We start from the raw sequence: 17,551 nt of genomic DNA, 5'->3' as shown, positions 1-17,551 counted from the left end.
TGAACTGATCTGGAAGAAGGACAGCCGCGCACCGGTCGTCGCCAAGATGCGCTTCGGGTCAGAAACCGCCGTTCGCCAATGTCCGGTTCTCACCCGGCAGGTGGGAAAAGTACAGGTGGCACAAGTCCGTTTCCTATGAGGCTGTCGCGTCAATATCGATCAGTAGACATGACGCCAATTTACTCAATTGAGTGGGGCTGACTACGCTCTATTTGGTACTCACCATGCTGGATCGACTTTGTTAGGCTCACGTGGTGGTTGCGGTATCCGTAAGCGCGGTGCGCGGGTCGCGCGCGGCCAGTGAGGCATGGAGATCCAGCCATGGATCCTATCCAGAGGCCCAAAGCGGACCACGGTCCAGCATTTCCCGAGGGTGACCGACAAGTCTCAACCATGGCGACCTCGTCTCATGGCTCCCGCAAAAGGTCGCGCGGCGCCGCGATGAGCCTCATCCCCCTCTGTCTCATCCTGCTATGCAGCGCCCCGGCAAGAGGTCAGTCAGGGACTGACGACAGGCTCGGCCCTCAAGACACTGTTGAGGTGAATGTTGCGGGGTGGGGCGTCTTCCGCGCGGGCGTCGCGGGCGCGGAGCTCAACGGTGCCTTTACGATCGATGCGGCCGGGACGCTGCATCTTCCGGTCATTGGGCAGGTAGTGGCTGCGGGTCTGCGTGAGAATGACCTGGCAAAACTGATTGACGATCGGCTGCAGGCCAGAAGTGGCTTCGACGTGCGTCCCGTCACGACCGTCCAGCGCCGACGATCGCGAGCAGCGGCGCCGGTCGATCTCGAAGCGGCGAAGAATCGATCGCTTCAGGAAACCAATGCACCCGCGCGAACCGGTCAAGCGGCGCAAGCCTTTGCTGGCGAGCAGCATGCGTTGGTCGCACGTGCTGACACCGGCTTGCCGGCGCGTGTGGTCGCAGACGCCCCGGTTCTTCAAGGGCGGGCCTTTGAAGAGCAGCAGAAACGAGCCGAACGGCTGGCGGGGGATCTGGAACTGGCGCAGAGCGAAGTAGAAAGCCTGCAGGAGAAAGCCGTTCTCGCGAACCGCGAAAGAGCCGCCGCACTCGGAGCGCAGCAGGCTGCGGAAGCCTCGCTGGCAGCAGCCAGGCGCGCGCTTGACGAGGAGCGGCAGAAGGTCGAGCGGTTGGAAGGCGATCTCGCCGCGGCGCATCAATCTCTCGATGCTGTGACGGCAAGGGGAAAACTGGCGGCGGCTGCGCAAGCCGTCGACATCCAGGGCCGGCAAGTTGCCGAGGCCGCTGCAAAGCGAACCGAGCAAGCGCTCGCACTGGAACGCGAAAGAGCAGATGCCCTCGCCCTCGATCTCAGCGCTGCAAATCAGGATCGCGATGCGGCAAAGGAGGAAGTGGCCCGGCTTTCCGCGGCGTTGGAGCAACAACGCGAAAGGGCCGTTGGCCTGGCCCGCAACCTCACCGCGGCGCGCAACAAGATCGACGTCCTGAAAGCTCCCGATGCGCCTCGCGCCCAGCGCGTCGAGCCCGCTCCCAAAGCACGCGACGCTGATGGAGCTGGTCCACGCCTTGCAGGGAAGCGGGCTCGTTCAGTCCGTGCGCCCGACGAGCACGAGATCCGAAAAGTGGCCGCCCGCAAGTCACGGCAACCGGTTCCGGTGGCGACGATTCCGCTTCCCGCCGCGTTGCTGCCGACGCGGGCGCCGTTGCGCTCGGCGTCAGGATTATGGTGATGCGCCGGTATCTGGCTACCGCATTGGCGATCGCAGTTGCGATCGGGCCTGCTTCGGCTGTTGACGTGGGCGTTGGAGGCACGGTCGGCGGTATCGGGGTCGGTGTTGGTGTGGGCGCTGGCTCGGACGGCGCCTCCGTTGGAGTTGGCACCAGCGTCGACGGGCTGGGAGGAGCAGATGTTGGAGGGTCGCTCGGCACAAGCAACGGATCGCTCGGCGCCGACGTTGGGGCGGGCGCCAGCCTCGGCGGCGTAAGCGGCGGCGTTTCGGCTGGCGTCGACGCGGGAGACCAATCAGTTGATGGCCCAGCGGGCACCGCCGGAGCGAGCACTGCTTTGGGGAGTACCACAGGGACGGCGGGTGCCGTTGCCGGCAAGAAGAAGGCTGCCATTGTCGTGCCCAGGGGCGCGCGATACGCAATCGTCCTGCCACACAGCCTTTGGCCCTCCAGAGGTGGTCGCGACACGCTCGGGCAAAGCAAAAAAGGCTATCCCGTACTGCAGCCTCTGGCGCCGCTGAAGGTGATACCCGGCACCCCGCCGGCCGTGGTTCGCGTCTGCCGCCAGGCGATCAAATCGGCTGCGGTGCCGCTTGGTGCCGTGCGCGTGCACGCAGCCAGCGCAGGTCCCTTGCGCCGGCATCGTCTCGGCGCGCTCACCGCACCGATTGAGGTGCGCATAGACTATGCAAGACAAGGTGGCATCGAGGTCCGGCAAGCGCGGGTAGGATGCCGCCTCGACCCGGCGGGCAGGGTCGTCGCGGTGAAATAGGCTTGTTGGATTTGGCGGGTGTGCCAAGTCTCGATGAAACGGACGTCTGGAGCGCCCCTGGTCCTGCCTGGGTCATTGGATGACCTTCGCCACCCGTCCTAGCTCCCGATCACCCGTAGCACCGTCTTCTCCATCACCGGTTCCAGCGATTCCGCGAACGGCGTCGCCAGGTGATGGCGATCGCGGTAGGCGAGCTTGCCGTTGATGAAGACGTGACAGGTGGTGCTGTCGCAGAACTGGCTGGTCAGGTCGACATAGGTGGCGCCGGGCACGCTGCGCACGACATCGCGCTCCGCCGCGGCGATGTCGTCGTTCGCCGCCATGTTCCTAGGCGTATCGCAGACCTCAGGTGCCTGCCCGCGCCACAAGGCCCGTGCCACGCATTTGTCGACATAGTTTCCATTATAGGGCACGTCCCTGATCACCGCGACCTTGATCCCGGCCCGGCTGAATGCCGCGAGCGTCCAGTGCAGGCCGGCCCTCCATTCCTCGTTCCAATCGGCGTGCCTCAGTTCCTCGGGCGATTCCTTCATCACGTTGCCGATCGAGAATTCCGAGATCACCACCATGCGCGGATGCAGCGCGATGATGTCCTTGACCGATTGCTCCCGCCACCGGTCGCATTCGGTGTAGTCGCGCTTCAGCCGCCAGTTCCAGGTCGTGACCCGTGAGGCTCGGCAGGAGGATTTGAGATAGGTGACGACGCGGTAGTTGTTCTTGCTTGCCGCCTCGATCAGCGGCGTCGACCAATGGTCGGCATGCGAGTCGCCGAACAGCACGACCGAACCCTCGGCATCCTTGGCACCGAACACGCAGGGCTTGGGCTTGACGGTCTCGAAATCGAGCACGCAGCCGCCCTTGGCGCGCGCGGTCGAAGGGCGCGCCGCGCTTTCGGCGATGACGCGCTGTTCGGGGTCGAGATCATGCACGGCCAGCCGCGCATTGGCGTAGGCCGCCGCAACGCCGGTGCCGGTCAGGAGGACGGCCGGCACCAGCGCGCGCGCCGCATTGGCCATAAGCCAGCCATTGCGGCGTATAGGGTTCTCGATGACGTGATAGGTGAAGGCCGACAGCACCAGCGTCAGCGCCAGGCAGACAAGGCGCTGCACGGTAGAAAGTTCCGCGGTGAGCATGCCGGCATAGACGATGACCGGCCAGTGCCAGAGATAGAGCGAATAGGAAAGCTTGCCGCCCCACTGCAAGGGCGGCAGCGCGAGCACGGCGCTGGGGCCATTGCTCGCGCCGGCCGCTCCCGCCAGCAGCATGAGGACGGCGCCGGTCACCGGCACCAAAGCCAGCAGACCGGGGAAGGGGGCATCCTCGCTGAAAGAAAGATAGGAGATCGCAATCAGCGCCAGCCCGAGCCAGGCCATGGTGGCGCTCAGGCCGCGGCGCTCGCGCCACAATGTCGCCGGGGCTAGCGTGGCCAGCCCGCCGGCGGCGAACTCCCAGGCCCTGAGCGGCGAGAAATAGAAGGCCCAGGGCTGGGCGACCGTGGTCAGCCAGGCGCAGACAGCAAACGACACCAGACCGGCAAACCCGATCACCAGGATCACCGCCCGCTTGCCGGGCTTCAGCCACGCGGCAAGCACCAGCAGCGCCGGCCAGGCCAGATAGAACTGCTCCTCGACCGACAGCGACCAGAAATGGATGAACGGGTTGTTGGCGGCGTCGGACGCGAAATAGTCGAACGACCAGCGGATCAGCCACAGATTGATCATGTAGGCCGACGCGAACATGGCGCCCTTGGAATAGAGCGACTGCTCCTCCGGCGACAGGATGAAGGCGCCGGCCACCAGCGTCGCGAGGATGACGAACAGCGAAGCCGGCAGCAGCCTGCGCGCGCGCCGGGCGTAGAAGCGCCAGAGGTCGAGCCGCCCGGTCTCGTTGATCTCGGTGACGAGATGACGCGTGATCAGGTAGCCCGAAATGACGAAGAAGATGTCGACACCGGTGAAGCCGCCGGGGAGCGCGGTGAGCCCGAAATGATAAGCGATGACGCCGGCCACTGCCAGCGCGCGCAAGCCCTCGATGTCGGGCCGGAACGATGCCGAGCCCGGGAATTGTGCTGTCAAGACGACGCCTCGTGCTGGTCGTTGGCAGCCCACCCACGGGCGAGACTCGACCCTGAGCGCGGATATCGCAATGCAACATATTTAACGCGGTGCAACATAAGTGGAGATCAGCGTCCTTCTCCCGCTCACGGGGAGAAGGACGCTCTCACCTGGACCTTCGCCAAATCCGACACGCGCGGTCGGCCTGCGCGTTGCCCATGCTTCGCGCATCGTCTATGCACCCTCAGCCAATGCCGGCTGGAACGGAGCCCATCATGACCGACCAAACCATCCTCAAATTCGGCGCCATCGAGCATGCCGAGGCCGGCGACCTGCCGGGCTGGGTCGTCGTCGAGGGCAGGCCGACCATGCAGACCGCCGTGCAGCACACCACCGCCGACGGCAAGGTGATCTCGGGCACCTGGCGCGCCTCGCCAGGCACCTACCATGCCACCTACACCGACTATGAATTCGTGCACATGATCGCCGGCCGCATCATCATCACTCCCGACGGCGGCGCACCTGTGGAGGTCGGGCCGGGCGATGCCTTCGTCGTCGAGGCCGACTTCAAGGGAACCTGGAAGATCATCGAGCCGGTGACCAAGCATTTCGTCGTTCGGGTCGGCTGATGCGGGCGCGTCGCCAGTCATGCGAGAGTGGCGGCGGGTCGGCCAGCGTCGAGCCGGCGCACAGCGCTCTGTACGTTAGGCTGCGCTAAGTAACGTTGTCCGGAAACGTGCGATCTGCTAGCATTTGACCACCGACAAACGGCCCCGAAGTGCCGTGCGTCCGACATCATGCACAACAGATCAACTCGAACCGGAGAACGGCCATGAAACGGCTTCTGACGGTCGCTGCGCTTTTGGCAGCAGCCAGTTTGATTGAGATGCAAGGCGCAGCCGCCGATGACGCTGCGCTGATCAAGAGCGCCGAGTCAGCCGCGCCGGCTGCAGTGGCCAGCGGCGCCGCGGTCTACGCCATGGACGAGAAGGGCAACATGCGTACCCTGCGCGAGGGCAAAGGCGGCTTCTGGTGCATGCCGGACAACCCGGCCTCGCCTGGCCCGGACCCGATGTGCGGCGACGCCAACTCGATGGAATGGGCGATGGCCTGGCTGCAAAAGAAGGATCCGCCCAAGGGCAAGGTCGGCTTCATGTACATGCTGTCCGGCGGCACCGACGGCAGCAACACCGATCCCTATGCGACAGCGCCCACGGAAGGCAACAACTGGGTAGAGACCGGTCCGCATGTGATGATCGTCAACGCCATGGACATGATGGCGGGCTATCCGACGGACGCAAAGCCCGACACGTCCAAGCCCTATGTCATGTGGCCGGGCACACCCTACGCCCATCTCATGATCCCGGTTAAGTAGCTGGAACGAGAGCGCACGGGCGCTCCGTCCTCACAACAATGGCGGGTATCTCCGCCCGCCATCCGAACCGCCAACTGTAGAGGCCGTGAGCGTTGGCATCTCGGCCGCCGCCGCAACTTCGGCGCCGCCTACGGCTATTGCGACAACGCCCTGCAACATAAGCGCAATCTGCGCGTTTGCTAATCCACAGAGAGGCAGTCATCAGGGTGGCCGCGCCGTGCGTTGCACGCCGGCGAAATATCGCTGATCATGCTCCTCGTTGGGCGGAGGCATCAGGTGAATCGGCAAAACGGCACGCGCCCGTCGGGATCCGGGCTGGTTGGTCTTCTGGCTGCGTCGAGGGCGCATCCGCGCACAGCGCTGCCCACGGTCGCGACGGTGGTCACGACAGTGGCGGCGCTCTACTTCGGCCGCGAGGTGTTCCTGCCGATCGCCGTCGCCCTGCTTTTGACCTTCGCCCTGGCGCCCCTGGTCTCCGCGCTGAAGCGCGTTGGCATTCCGCGCCTTCCGGCCGTCATCGCCAGCGTGCTCGGCGCCTTCGCGGCGCTTGCCATGTTCTCCTTTGTCGTCGCCACGCAGGTCAGCGATCTCGCCCAGAACATTCCCGTCTACCAGATCAACATCCTGACCAAGATCCGCGCGCTGAAGGAAACCGGCCTCGGCGGCGGCATCATCGCCAGGCTGAGCGGAGTGATCGAGCGCGTCGGCCAGGAGATCGAGCGCCAGGAGCCGCAACTGCCCTCGGCGACCGAGACGCCCAAACGCGATCCGATCCCGGTCGAGATCGTCGCGCACGAAAAGCCGCTCGAGGTGCTGCAGAACCTGGTAGCGCCGCTGCTCAGCCCGCTCGCCTCGGCCGGCCTGGTCATCGTCGTGGTCATCTTCATGCTGATGGAGCGCGAGGATCTGCGCGACCGCTTCATCCGTCTCGTCGGCTATGGCGACCTGCACCGCACCACGCAGGCGCTGCAGGATGCCGGCAAGCGTGTCGGCCAGTATCTTTTGATGCAGCTGGTGGTCAATATCGTCTACGCCGTGCCGATCACCATCGGGCTCTGGGTGCTGGGCATCCCCAATGCGCTTTTGTGGGGCATGCTGGCGCTGGCGCTGCGCTTCGTGCCCTATATCGGCCCGATCATCGGCGCGCTCTTGCCGCTGTTCCTGGCGCTGGCCGTGGCGCCCGGCTGGGCTCTGCTCTTGTGGACGGCGGCCCTGTTCATCGTCATGGAACTGATAACCGGCAACGTGATCGAACCTTGGCTCTACGGCTCGCGCACCGGGCTGTCGCCGCTCGCCATCATCGTCGCCGCGATCTTCTGGACATGGCTCTGGGGTCCGCTCGGCCTGGTGCTGTCCACCCCGCTCACCGTCTGCCTGGTCGTGCTCGGCCGCCATGTGCCGCAATTCGAATTCCTCGACGTGCTGTTCGGCAACGAGCCGGTGCTGGAGCCGCACGCCCGGCTCTACCAGCGGCTGCTGGCCGGCGATCCGGACGAGGCGACCGACCATGCCGAGGAGTTCCTGGAGGACAAATATCTGTTCGAGTTCTACGACAAGGTCGCGATCCCCGCTTTGCTGCTCGGCGAGCATGACCGCATGCGCGGCGTTCTCGACGACGAGCAGCGGCGGCTGCTGGCCGGCAGCGCCGAGACCCTGGTGGCGAACCTCGACGACAGTGCCCAGCAGGAAGCCGAGGAGGAAGAGGACGAGCCGGAAGCCGCCGCCTCAGGCGATGACAAGGCCGGCGAACGCAAGGCGTCGGAGCGCAAGCCTGGCGAGGACAAGGAGGTCGACGAGGCCGAAGAGGTCAATCTCCCGGATGGAACCGGCATTGCGGTTCTGTGCGCCGGCGGCCGCGGCGAGCTCGATGATGCCGCCGCCGCCATGCTGGCGCAGGTGCTAGAAGTGCAGGGCGCCGAGGCGACGAAGGCGGGCTTCGCCGATCTCGAGCCCGGCGGCGTGCGCCGCCTCGAGCTCGATGCGCTCGACGCGGTCGTCATCGGCTTCCTCGACCGTGATTCCGTCAAGCATGCCCGCTTCCTGGTGCGGCGGCTGAAGCGCCGCCGGCCAAAGCTCAGGGTTGGCATCGTCTTCTGGTCGGAAACCGGCAATGGCGACCGGCAGGCCGCCAGCGCCGAGGCCCGTGACCTCAATGCCGACTTCGTCGCCTATGGCATGGTCGATGCCGTCAACGGCGCGCTGTCCGGCGAACCGCCGGTGGTCCTCAAGCTCGCCGCCAAGCGCCGCCCGCCCCGCCGTCAGCCGGCGCGCAAGAAGGCGTCGGCCGCGGTCGCCGGCTGAGGGCGCGGTTGCCTCGGGTCGGCGAAAGCGAGCCCTCGGGAGTTTGCGTCCGCAGTGGCGCGAGGATCGTTGATCCCCGCGCCACTGCCGCCCCGCCAAGGGCTAGAAATGCAGGTAGATTGCTGGCGGATAGATCGAATTGTAGCCATCCTGGTTGGTCGTCGCCGGCTTGGCGCCGGCAGGCGTGATCCCGCCTGTGGCCGTGTTGTCCAGCGGCGGCCGGGTCGCCTCGACCTTCGCGTCGTCCTTCGCCACCGGGACTTTCTTCTTGGCTTCCGCGGCCTGCGCCAGCGCAAGCACGACGAGCAGCGCTGACAGAACGAGCTTCATGTCGGTTCCTCCCTGCCTGAATGCGGAGGCGTTGGGCGGTCTGCCCGAGCCAATTCCGCTTTTCCTCGTGGCCTTCCCCTAGCGCCGGCGAGCTTAGCGCCAGGCGCCGGACCGGAAAGGGATCGCGTGCGGAACGCCGTGGAATTCTTTGGAATTCCTGGAATATTAGCTTGTGGAAAAGTACAATGGGAGGACGTGCCGGCGCATGCTATGGCTAGCAGCTGGCATGGGAGCACGATCCCGGACCGGGGCCGTGCTCGAAAAGGGGCGAGCCATTCCGGTCGACCGGGATGGAACAGGCCCAGGGACGGCGGCCGCATGGCACAGCATATCGCGCAAAAACTCCGGCTGACCTCGGCCCTGCTCGGCACCGTCACCCGCAAGGAGCTGGCGGCGGCGTTCCGGGCCGTCAATCCGAAGACCGCGTTCGATCTCGGCCGCGCCGACAAATGGCTGCAGGGCCGCGCCCAGCCGCGCGAGTACGCCGTCTATGACGACTGGGCGAAGCTGCTTCGCCTGGAGCAGCCGGGGGCCTGGATCGCCGACAGCGACCTGCCGCAGTTCGCCGCTGCCATCGCCTCCCGCCACGGCGTCGACAGAGCCGAGCTCGAACGCCGCGCCGCCGCACAGTTCGAGGCCACCGCGCATGACGAGAAAAGCGTCGGCCTGGCGCTCGCCGGAACCTATGCATGCTATTCGCGCGCGCTCTCGCCCTACTATCGCGGCCAGCTGATCAGGGGCAACCTGTCGATCGAGCCGGGGCCTGGCGCGCACAGCCTGAGCGCTGCCTATCGCGAATCCTTGCCGACGGGCCAGCTCTTGCTTGGCGGGCCGGTCACGCCGGCAAAGCGCGGCCTCTATGCGCATCTGAAGGAAAGCGGCGGCGATGCCCAGTTCTTCCTCTGCCTGTTCCCGCAGTCGCAGCCGGGCAGCGTGCTCGGCGGTTACATGTGCGGCAGCTCGATCATCGGCCCGGAGCCGCAGCCCTCGATCACCAGGATCCTCATCATCCGCCTGCGCGACCCGGCGCCCGACGCAGCGGCCTGGGGCGGCTACCTCCTGCCGGACCAGTCGATCGCGGAGGATCTGGCCGCGCTCGGCATGTCGATCGATCAGCCCGGGCTCGTCGACCGGCAGCTCGCGCAATTCCTGATCGGCGACAGTGACGTTGCCAACCAGGTCCCGCCGGCCGAGTTCCGTGCCATCCTCGATATCTTCGACCGGCATTGGCTAAGGCATTCGGGATAGGGCTCCTCGCCGGCGGCGGCGGGTGAAGGCCGGTGCCGACCCTGCCAATCCTGGGGGGATGGGGGCCATCGCGTCGCTGCCCGATGAACGATCTCTCCGAACTATAACTTATTTAATAGACCCGGCGGTCCGTCTATTGCCTGGTCGCACAGCAGCACCGGCCTCTACGGTGCTGTAATCGGGGACACCCGATCGGCCCGCGCCCCGGCTAGCCTAGGGGCGCGGGCGCGTATCGGCCGGGCTTTGCGGCTCCTCACACCGACCAGAAATACCGCACCGTGTGGAAGAACACCGGGGCGGCGAAGACCAGGCTGTCGGCGCGGTCCATCATGCCGCCATGGCCCTCGATCAGATGGCCCCAGTCCTTCACGCCCTGGTCGCGCTTGATGGCCGAGGCGACCAGGCCGCCGAGGAAGCCCATCAGGCAGGCGACGAGGGCGACGACGGCGGCCTGCAGCGGCGAGAACGGCGTCAGGAAGGACAAGAGCGCGCCGAGCAGGCTCGACGCCGCAAGCCCGCCGACCAGCCCTTCCCAGGTTTTCGAAGGCGACACCTTCGGCGACAGCAGATGTTTTCCGAACAGCTTGCCGAAGATGTATTGCAGCACGTCGCTGCCCTGCACGGTGATGATCAGGAAGGCGATGAGCAGCAGGTTGCGGCCCTCGAAGCCGGGCACGTTCAGCGTCAGCAGCGCCGGCACGTGGCTGACGAAGTAGACCGAGATCATGATCGCCCATTGCTGCGCCGAGACGCGCTCCAGGAAGCGCTCGGTGTCGCCGTTGAGCGCGGTCATGGCCGGCATCAGCAGGAAGCAGTAGACAGGGATGAAGATGGTGAAGAGCCCGTACCAGGCCGTCCACACCAGCCAGTACTGGAACGGAATGATGATGGCGAACATGCCGAGCAGCACCCAGTGGTCGCTGCGCCGGCTGTGCGTCAGCGTCACGAATTCGCGCAGTGCCGCGAACGAGATCAGCGCGAACAGGATGGTCATGCCGGCATGGCCGAAGAAGAAGGCGACCGTGATCGCCACCACCATCACCCACCAGGCGTTGATGCGCTGGGTGAGGTTGGTGAGCGTCGGCGACAGCGGCTTCGGCGCCCGCCACGACAATATGCCGGCGGTGACGCTGGCCGTCGACAGCACGGCGACCAGGCCGGCGATCAGGATCATGGTTTCATGTATCGGCGGCAGCGGCATTATTTCGGGCCTCCGGCCCTGTCTTTTTGTTTGACCATAGTCTTTTCCAAAAACCGGGAGCCACTTTTTGGGATCATGGTCTAGTCGTCCCGGTCCGGACGGGGGTCGAGGGCCAGCAGCGTCTGGCGGGCGCGTTCGAGGAAGGCGCGGCGCTCTTCGCCGGGCGCGATGGTGACAGCCGGGCCGAAGACGACGCGGCACAAAAGCGGCACCGGCAGGAACTGGCCCTTGGGCAGAACCCGAGACATGTTCTCGATCCAGCACGGGATGAGCTCGACTTCCGGCCGCGCCATCGAGAGATTGTAGAGGCCGGAGCGGAACGGCAGCAGCGGCTCGTCGGTGGTGTTGCGGGTGCCCTCGGGGAACAGGATCAGCGAATGACCCTGGTCAAGCACCGACAGCATGATGTTGATCGGGTTCTCGGCCTCGTCGGTCCACTGGCGATGGATCAATACGGAGGACAGCATGTCCTCGGCGATGTAGCGGCGCAGCCGCGACTTGCCCCAATATTCGGCCGCGGCAACCGCATGGGTGCGGGCGCGCACCTTCTCGCTGAGGCAGGCCGAGAGCAGGATGAAGTCGCCATGGCTGGCATGGTTGGCGAAATAGATGCGCTGCCGCTCCGACGGCTGGCTGCCGTTCCAGATCGGCCTGACCCCAGTCACCACCCAGGCCATCGCCGACAGGCCGACCGAGGTGATGGTCTGCAGGAGGGTGAAGGTGTTGGCGCGGATGTGGAGTTTTGTCATCGAAGTCTCAAAGCAATGCCGCCATCAGTGACGCTGCCGCGAACACCGCAAAGGCTATGCGCTGTTTTGTCAGCAGCCGGCGCGTGCCCGCTATGCGCTGGTCGAGCGATCGCGTCTGGGCCGGCGTCGGCTTCAGCCGCATGCGGGCGAGCAAATCGTCGACCGCGCCGCCGCCCGAAACCTCGCTGTCATGGCTCGCCATCAGCCGGAACAACAGCGCATCGAACAGGATAAGCGCGATGAAGGCGAGGGTAGCTAGAGCCGCCGCCGCAGCCACCAGCCACGCCGCCGCCGATAGCGGTGTCACCTGCGGCGCGGCCGCCAGCCCGATCACCGGCGCGGCGAGCAGGCAAGCAGCGACCGCCAGCAGTGGCCATGCCGCCTGCAGTATAAGTCCGGCGGCGAACGCGCCGGCTTTGTCCTGATAGGGGTTGCTGCTCATGCAGCTTCCCCGGCCTGAATGTGCACCGGTCGGCCGGAGGCGGCGAGCAGTTTGCGCGCCTGCGCTGCAGTGTGCGAGCGGCCGGTGCCGACCAGCCATGCGGCGGCGACGGTAGCGCTGCGTTGGAAGCCGAGCGCGCAGCAGATCAGCACCGTGCCCTGCCGGCGCGCCGCCTCGATCGCCTGCACCGCTTCGGAGAGTTCCTTCTCGGCTGGCGGCATCAGGTCGAGTACGGCAAGGCTGATCCATCGGCATGACGCGCGAGCCGGCCGCTCCAACTCGGCGGCAAGGTCGACCACCGTGCCGAAGCCATTAGCTTCGGCCGTCGTCGGGAAGCGGCCGAGGAAGACGCCGTCGGCGACCGGCACGCGGGGCGGCAGCGTGCGCGTCCAGGCCCAGAGATTGATTTTCGCGCCGACACGGTAGGGCCAGAGCAGCAGGCGGCTGGCGAGCGGCACACTGCCGTCGGCCGATTTCTGGAACACTTTCACCCCGGCCCCGGCATAGGCAAAGGCGACGATGGCAAGCGCCAGCGCCGGCCACAGCAGCACGAGGGCTATCGGCGACACAAGTGCGCCGCCGGCCGCGCTGGCGAGCAGCAGCGCCGCCCCCAGCCCATAGAAGAGCGCCAGCCGCCGCGCTCTCCTGTCGGCGGTCAGCCGGAAGCCGGCGAACGGCAGCTCGCCCTCGCGCGGGAAGAGCCACACAGCGAACAGGCCGAGAAGCGCGCCGGTCGGAATGTCGATGAAGTGGTGCTGCCATGTCGTCAACACCGAGGCTCCGATCAGCAAGCACCAGACATGCCAGATAATTCCCGCGATTCCGGTCAGCCTGTGCCGCCAGTGATCCCAGATTATCACCAGCAGCGCTATGTGCAGCGACGGCGCCTGGTTGAACGGTTTGTCGAAACCGCCGAGCACCGCGAACAGGAATCCCGGCAGGCCCGATGTCTCCGGCCGCACGAAGGTGGCCTTGAGCGGGAACAGGATGAAGCAGATCACCGCGACGGCCTGCGCCGTCAGATAGCGGCCGGCAAGGCGGTCGACGCCGCGCTTGCTGTCGTTGAGGAGCAGCGACAGTCCGTAGAACAGGTTGATCGACCAGTAGGGCACGATCGTCCAGGCCATGAACGGAATGTCGCGTTCCCAGCCAAAGACGATGCTGCCGACGTCGTCGCGGCGCGACGCCAGCCAGTTGGCGAAGCCGTAGGTCGAGTAGAACAGCGGCGCGAGCAGCGCCAGCCAGAGCGCCGCGCGCAGCAGGATGGCGCCGAATTTATCCTTCGGCCGCTCGGTCGCGATGGGGACTGGGGCAGGGTCGGCGGCGGGCACGGCTTCCTCAGACGCGCCGGGCGACCGAGACGGTGAAGATGCCCCACTGGTCGATGCGCTGGTCGATCTTCTCGAAGCCGGCGGCCTTCACCAGCTGGTCCATCTCTCTTTGCGTGCGCCGCCGCATCACCCAGGCCTGGCCGCCGCGATGCGAGGTCAGGCTGCGCGCGATCATCTCCAGCTGCGGGTGCCAGGGTTGGTTGGTGTAGATCAGCAGCGCGCCGGGCTGCATGGCGCCGGCCAATCCGCCGAGCGAGCGGGAAATCAGTGCATTGTCCGCGAACAGCTCATAGAGCCCGGAGACGATGGCGAGGTCCGGCGCCGGCTTCAGCCCGGCCAGCATTCCGGTATCGAAGGCGTCGGCCTGGCGGAACGTGACGCTGGTCGGCAGGTTCCGCTCGGCGATCAGCCTGGTGCCGAGCCCGACATTCAGCTGGGAATAGTCCTGCAGCCTGACACTTGCCGGGGGCACGGCGCATTTGGCGACGGCATCGAGCACGTAGCGACCATGGCCGGCGGCGATGTCGAGGATGTGCACGGGCCGGCCGGCAGCATTCAGCTGCTCCGTGGCGCTGGCGATCAGCTCTTCCAGATGAAGCTTGCGCTGGCGGATGCCGCGCCAGCCGATGGCATCGAGGAAGGTGCGGTCGACCATGCGGCCGACATGGCTGACGCCGCGCGCCTCGTTTTCATAGACATAGTCGAGCGTGGAGCCGGAATCGAAGCCGGTGGCAATCCCGGTCTTGAGCCCGGTCGAGAACCAGGAGCCCATGCGGATGAAGGCGCGGCTCATCGCCCAGTAGAGGCCCCTGGGCGACAACAGCGGCAGCGGCGAGGCAAGCTTGTCGGCCTCGTCGCGCGTGTAGCCGGCGCGGTCGGCGACAGTCAGATCGGCGGGCTTCTCGGGCGTCGTGTACTGTTTCTCGAGGAATGGCCGGATCAGGTCGAGTGCGTATTTGCGCTCGCGTTCGCCGAGCGTGTCGTGGAAGAACCCGGGCAGCACGTGCCGCTCCTTGGCCGGGCTCGCCAGATTGACGAAGAATTCGTGCTGCGGGCCGTGCCGCACCACCCAGTCGGCGCCCGAGATCAGCAGCTGTGTCGGCACGGTGATCGCGCGCGCGTCCGCAACGATGCGGGCGGCATGCGCGTAGAGCTCGACCAGTATGTTGGAGGCGATCGGGCGGGTGATCAGCGGATCGGCGTCGAAGGAGGCGATGCGCTCCGGATCATGGGTGAGGAATTTCGCCTTGACGTAGGAATTGACGAAGAAGCGGCCTTTGAGCTTCTGCCAGAGCGCGATGCCCTCCTTGGCGAAGGGCACGTAGAGCTTGACCGAGAAGGCCGGCGAGGCGAGCACCAGCGCGCGGATGTCGGGCGCGTAGTCATGCACCCAGGCAGCGGCGAGCACCGCCCCGAAGGACTGCGCGATGAGTGCCAGATCGCGCTGGCCGAAACCGTCACGCGCGATCTCGCGCACGAAGCAGTCGATGTCGCGCACAAGGGCGGCGAAGGACGGCGCGTAGCCGCGCTCGCCTGCCGAGCGCCCGTTGCCGCGCGCGTCCCAGGCATAGAAGGCGTAGCCCGGCATGGCGAGCTCGTCGACCAGATGCGCCATGCGGCCGCCATGCTCGTGGCCGCGATGGAAGAGAAGGACGGCGCCCTTGGGCTTGTCACCCACCGCCGGCCAGTAGCGATAGAAGATCTCGGTGCCGTCATGGGTCCTGAAGGTCCGCTCCTCGACCACCCGTTCGACGCTCGTGGGTGCTGCCGCGGCGATATTCTGCTGATGGATCATGGTGTTGCCCCCGAGGTCGGTCAATGCTCGACTGCTCCTCTAAGGCCGCTGCGTATCCGGTTGATGGCGGTCGCCAGCGACAGTGTTGCGAACGCCGGAAACATGAAAGGCGTGAGCGCCGCCGGCCACAGGCCGAAGGCGACGAGGAAACCGATGACCCCGAGCGCCAGCGCCCGGTCGCTCTTGCCGAAAGGCCCGGCATAGTCGCGCGCCGCCCCCGCGGCGATGCCGAGCACACCAGTGAATTCGACGATGACCGCCACGATCCCGAAGGCGATCACGCCCGAAGCCGGGAAGAGGGCGGCGAAGGCGAGGATCAGCGCCAGGTCAGAGACGACGTCGCAGAGTTCGTTGAGATACATGCCGAGTTTTGATGCTTGCCCATGCTCCCGTGCCAGCATGCCGTCGATGGCATTGAGCGCCATGCGCGCGAACAGCACCAGCGGCATCAGCAGGAACACGACGGGATGGGCGGCGAAGACGGCCGTCACCACCCCGGTCGCGACCGAAATGCCGGCGGCGAGAAGCGTGATCTGGTTGGCGGTGACGCCGGCTCCGGCGAGCCGGTCGGCCAGCGGCCGCAACCTCGCCTGGAAGGCCGGCTTCAACGCGTAAAGCGTTGGCATATGCGATCCCCCAACCGCGTCATAACCCCACGCATGACCCCCATGCGCCAAACACCCTGCCACGCCTCCGGCTGGAGACGCTGCACGCAATGAGGATGGTCAATCGGCGGCCAAGACGCAAGGGCGGAGTGCGCGCGCTTGCGACGCGGTTAAAATCTGCGTTTTGGAAGACCGGCCAGGAGCGGGCGGTACACCATGCGTGTACCAGCCCGTCCGGCGCCCCCGCCAAGCTGTTGAAACCCCGTCCGTCCCCAACAGCCCCCGGTTATGGCGTGACCAGTGGCTTCGGCATATCCAGCGGCGGCGTCGCCTGTCAACGCCGCCAGCCGGGCGCCCGAACGCCGGTTTTTGACCCTGGCGGACCGTTGCCGCAGACCCGCGCGATCGCGTCCTTGCTGTCCTTGAAGGCCAGCAAAAGCCGGTTTTTCGGGCTTTTCGACCGCCCCTGTTGCCGATGCGGCAGCCCCCGCCTATGCGCTTGAATCGGCTTGCCTTTCGCCGGCTGGACTTTTTCCGCCCAGCATTATCAACCTGACTTTTTTTGGGTGTATTTGGGCGGGCGGCGATTTTGCCGGTTCGCCTGTGTGAATTGCGTCATGGCGCGCCAGGGCAAGACGATGCACAGCAACGCAACCGAAGCCCGGGGGCGCGATGGCCGGGCGGCTTGCATCGCTTGCCGCCTCGCCTTGGGTATTGCGTATCGCCGCCGTCGCGCTTCGGCCGCCATGCAGCTTCCGTCCCGCCAATCTCAGCCGAATTTCAGCCTGCCATCACGACGGCCGGGCGGGTGCCGTGCAGACTGGGTCGAAGAGGAAAGGGTGCAACATGGCGCAGGCGCAAGGCACGGCACATTGGGACGAGAACCATTCTCGCGGCTTTTTGGACAACGGGCGTTATTTCGTGCCGGAACGCGAACGCCAGATCGGGATCATCGCGGACCTCATTCCGCAACCCGCACCGGGCAACCTGCTGGTCGAGCTGTGCCCAGGCGAGGGGCTGCTCAGCCGCGCGCTGCTGGAGCGCTTTCCCGACTGCCATGTTCTGGCGCTCGATGGCTCGGCGCAAATGCTGGAGCAGACGCGGGCCACCTGCCGCGACCAAGCCGGGCGCCTGACCACCGCCGCGTTCGAGCTGGCGCAGCGCGACTGGCGGCGCTTTGCCGAGCCCCCGCATGCGGTCGTCTCCTCGCTCGCAATCCATCATCTCGACGGCCGGCAGAAGCAGGAGCTGTTTGCCGATCTGGCGGCGGCGCTCAAGCCCGGCGGCGTGCTGGTGGTGGCCGACATCGTGCGCCCGCCAACCGCAAGCGGGCTCGACATCGCCGCACGGCAATGGGACGAGGCGGTGCGCACGCGGGCGCTGGCGATCGACGGCGATCTCGCCGCCTTCGCCGAATTCAATCGCCTGGGCTGGAACTATTTCCGTAACCCGGACGGCGAGCCGATCGACAAACCGTCCTCGCTGGCCGAGCAGCTTTCCTGGCTTGCGCAAGCGGGCTTCACCGAAGTCGACTGCGCCTGGCTCTTCGCCGGCCACGCCATCTTCAGTGGGCGAAAGCCTTGATGTCGGGGGACAGGCATGATGTCTTCGAGCATGCGAGGGCTTTGATCGATCGCTAG

14 protein-coding genes are annotated in these 17,551 nt (G+C 66.2%); 6 read left to right on the top strand and 8 right to left on the bottom strand.

Going from position 1 to position 17,551, the window contains the following annotated elements; translation table 11 throughout:
• The first annotated feature begins 321 nt into the window (after positions 1–321).
• Positions 322–1,710, top strand: a complete 1,389-nt coding sequence (locus EN846_RS10180) for a polysaccharide biosynthesis/export family protein (protein ID WP_127393113.1) — start codon at positions 322–324, stop codon at positions 1,708–1,710.
• An 868-nt stretch (positions 1,711–2,578) separates the two neighbouring features.
• Here the strand turns inward: EN846_RS10180 and EN846_RS10170 are convergent.
• A complete protein-coding gene (locus EN846_RS10170) occupies positions 2,579–4,555 on the bottom strand; it encodes an acyltransferase family protein (RefSeq protein ID WP_127393004.1) in 1,977 nt (658 codons plus the stop codon).
• 254 nt (positions 4,556–4,809) lie between these two features.
• Here EN846_RS10170 and EN846_RS10165 point away from each other — a divergent pair, with 254 nt between their 5' ends.
• The 3 genes from EN846_RS10165 to EN846_RS10155 all read left to right on the top strand — a co-directional run bounded on the left by EN846_RS10165 (position 4,810) and on the right by EN846_RS10155 (position 8,210).
• Positions 4,810–5,163: a cupin domain-containing protein gene (locus tag EN846_RS10165; protein ID WP_127285049.1), complete on the top strand. Its 354-nt coding sequence runs from the start codon at positions 4,810–4,812 to the stop codon at positions 5,161–5,163.
• Between the two features lie 203 nt (positions 5,164–5,366).
• Positions 5,367–5,909 carry a hypothetical protein gene (locus tag EN846_RS10160; protein WP_127285050.1) on the top strand — a complete coding sequence of 181 codons (543 nt, stop codon included), beginning with the start codon at positions 5,367–5,369 and terminating at the stop codon, positions 5,907–5,909.
• A 276-nt stretch (positions 5,910–6,185) separates the two neighbouring features.
• A complete protein-coding gene (locus EN846_RS10155; RefSeq protein WP_245493317.1) occupies positions 6,186–8,210 on the top strand; it encodes an AI-2E family transporter in 2,025 nt (674 codons plus the stop codon).
• 102 nt (positions 8,211–8,312) lie between these two features.
• On the opposite strand, the gene EN846_RS10150 is transcribed toward EN846_RS10155, so the two are convergent.
• A complete protein-coding gene (locus tag EN846_RS10150; RefSeq protein WP_127284436.1) occupies positions 8,313–8,540 on the bottom strand; it encodes a hypothetical protein in 228 nt (75 codons plus the stop codon).
• A 318-nt stretch (positions 8,541–8,858) separates the two neighbouring features.
• Between EN846_RS10150 and EN846_RS10145 the strand changes: the two genes are divergently transcribed.
• Entirely contained in the window at positions 8,859–9,788 is a 930-nt protein-coding gene (locus EN846_RS10145; protein ID WP_127284435.1) for a hypothetical protein, read from the top strand.
• Positions 9,789–10,041: 253 nt separating this feature from the next.
• Here EN846_RS10145 and EN846_RS10140 read toward each other — a convergent pair whose 3' ends face one another.
• From EN846_RS10140 to EN846_RS10115, 6 genes are all read right to left on the bottom strand, one after another.
• Complete coding sequence (locus tag EN846_RS10140; protein ID WP_127393356.1) at positions 10,042–10,989, bottom strand: phosphatidate cytidylyltransferase; 948 nt, start codon at positions 10,987–10,989, stop codon at positions 10,042–10,044.
• An 80-nt stretch (positions 10,990–11,069) separates the two neighbouring features.
• A complete protein-coding gene (locus EN846_RS10135) occupies positions 11,070–11,738 on the bottom strand; it encodes a lysophospholipid acyltransferase family protein (protein ID WP_127284433.1) in 669 nt (222 codons plus the stop codon).
• Positions 11,739–11,745: 7 nt separating this feature from the next.
• The gene (locus tag EN846_RS10130; protein WP_127284432.1) at positions 11,746–12,180 is read right to left on the bottom strand and encodes a hypothetical protein; all 435 of its coding nucleotides are present in this window, start codon (positions 12,178–12,180) and stop codon (positions 11,746–11,748) included.
• Positions 12,177–13,481, bottom strand: coding sequence for a phosphatase PAP2/dual specificity phosphatase family protein (locus tag EN846_RS10125; RefSeq protein WP_127393358.1), 1,305 nt, complete (start codon positions 13,479–13,481; stop codon positions 12,177–12,179). The genes EN846_RS10130 and EN846_RS10125 overlap by 4 nt, the downstream gene beginning before the upstream one ends.
• 37 nt (positions 13,482–13,518) lie before the next feature.
• Positions 13,519–15,306 carry a bifunctional alpha/beta hydrolase/class I SAM-dependent methyltransferase gene (locus tag EN846_RS10120; protein WP_135858204.1) on the bottom strand — a complete coding sequence of 596 codons (1,788 nt, stop codon included), beginning with the start codon at positions 15,304–15,306 and terminating at the stop codon, positions 13,519–13,521.
• A 20-nt stretch (positions 15,307–15,326) separates the two neighbouring features.
• On the bottom strand, positions 15,327–15,932 hold the full coding sequence (locus EN846_RS10115; RefSeq protein ID WP_127393355.1) for a CDP-alcohol phosphatidyltransferase family protein: 606 nt from the start codon (positions 15,930–15,932) through the stop codon (positions 15,327–15,329).
• Between the two features lie 825 nt (positions 15,933–16,757).
• Between EN846_RS10115 and EN846_RS10110 the strand changes: the two genes are divergently transcribed.
• Positions 16,758–17,495 carry a class I SAM-dependent methyltransferase gene (locus EN846_RS10110; protein ID WP_187331173.1) on the top strand — a complete coding sequence of 246 codons (738 nt, stop codon included), beginning with the start codon at positions 16,758–16,760 and terminating at the stop codon, positions 17,493–17,495.
• The last annotated feature ends 56 nt before the right edge of the window (positions 17,496–17,551 follow it).

The organism is Mesorhizobium sp. M4B.F.Ca.ET.203.01.1.1, from assembly GCF_004791025.1.
GTDB classification, from domain to species: Bacteria; Pseudomonadota; Alphaproteobacteria; order Rhizobiales; family Rhizobiaceae; genus Mesorhizobium; species Mesorhizobium abyssinicae.
Note: the sequence above shows the minus strand (reverse complement) of the source record. Positions and strands in the feature narration are given on the sequence as shown.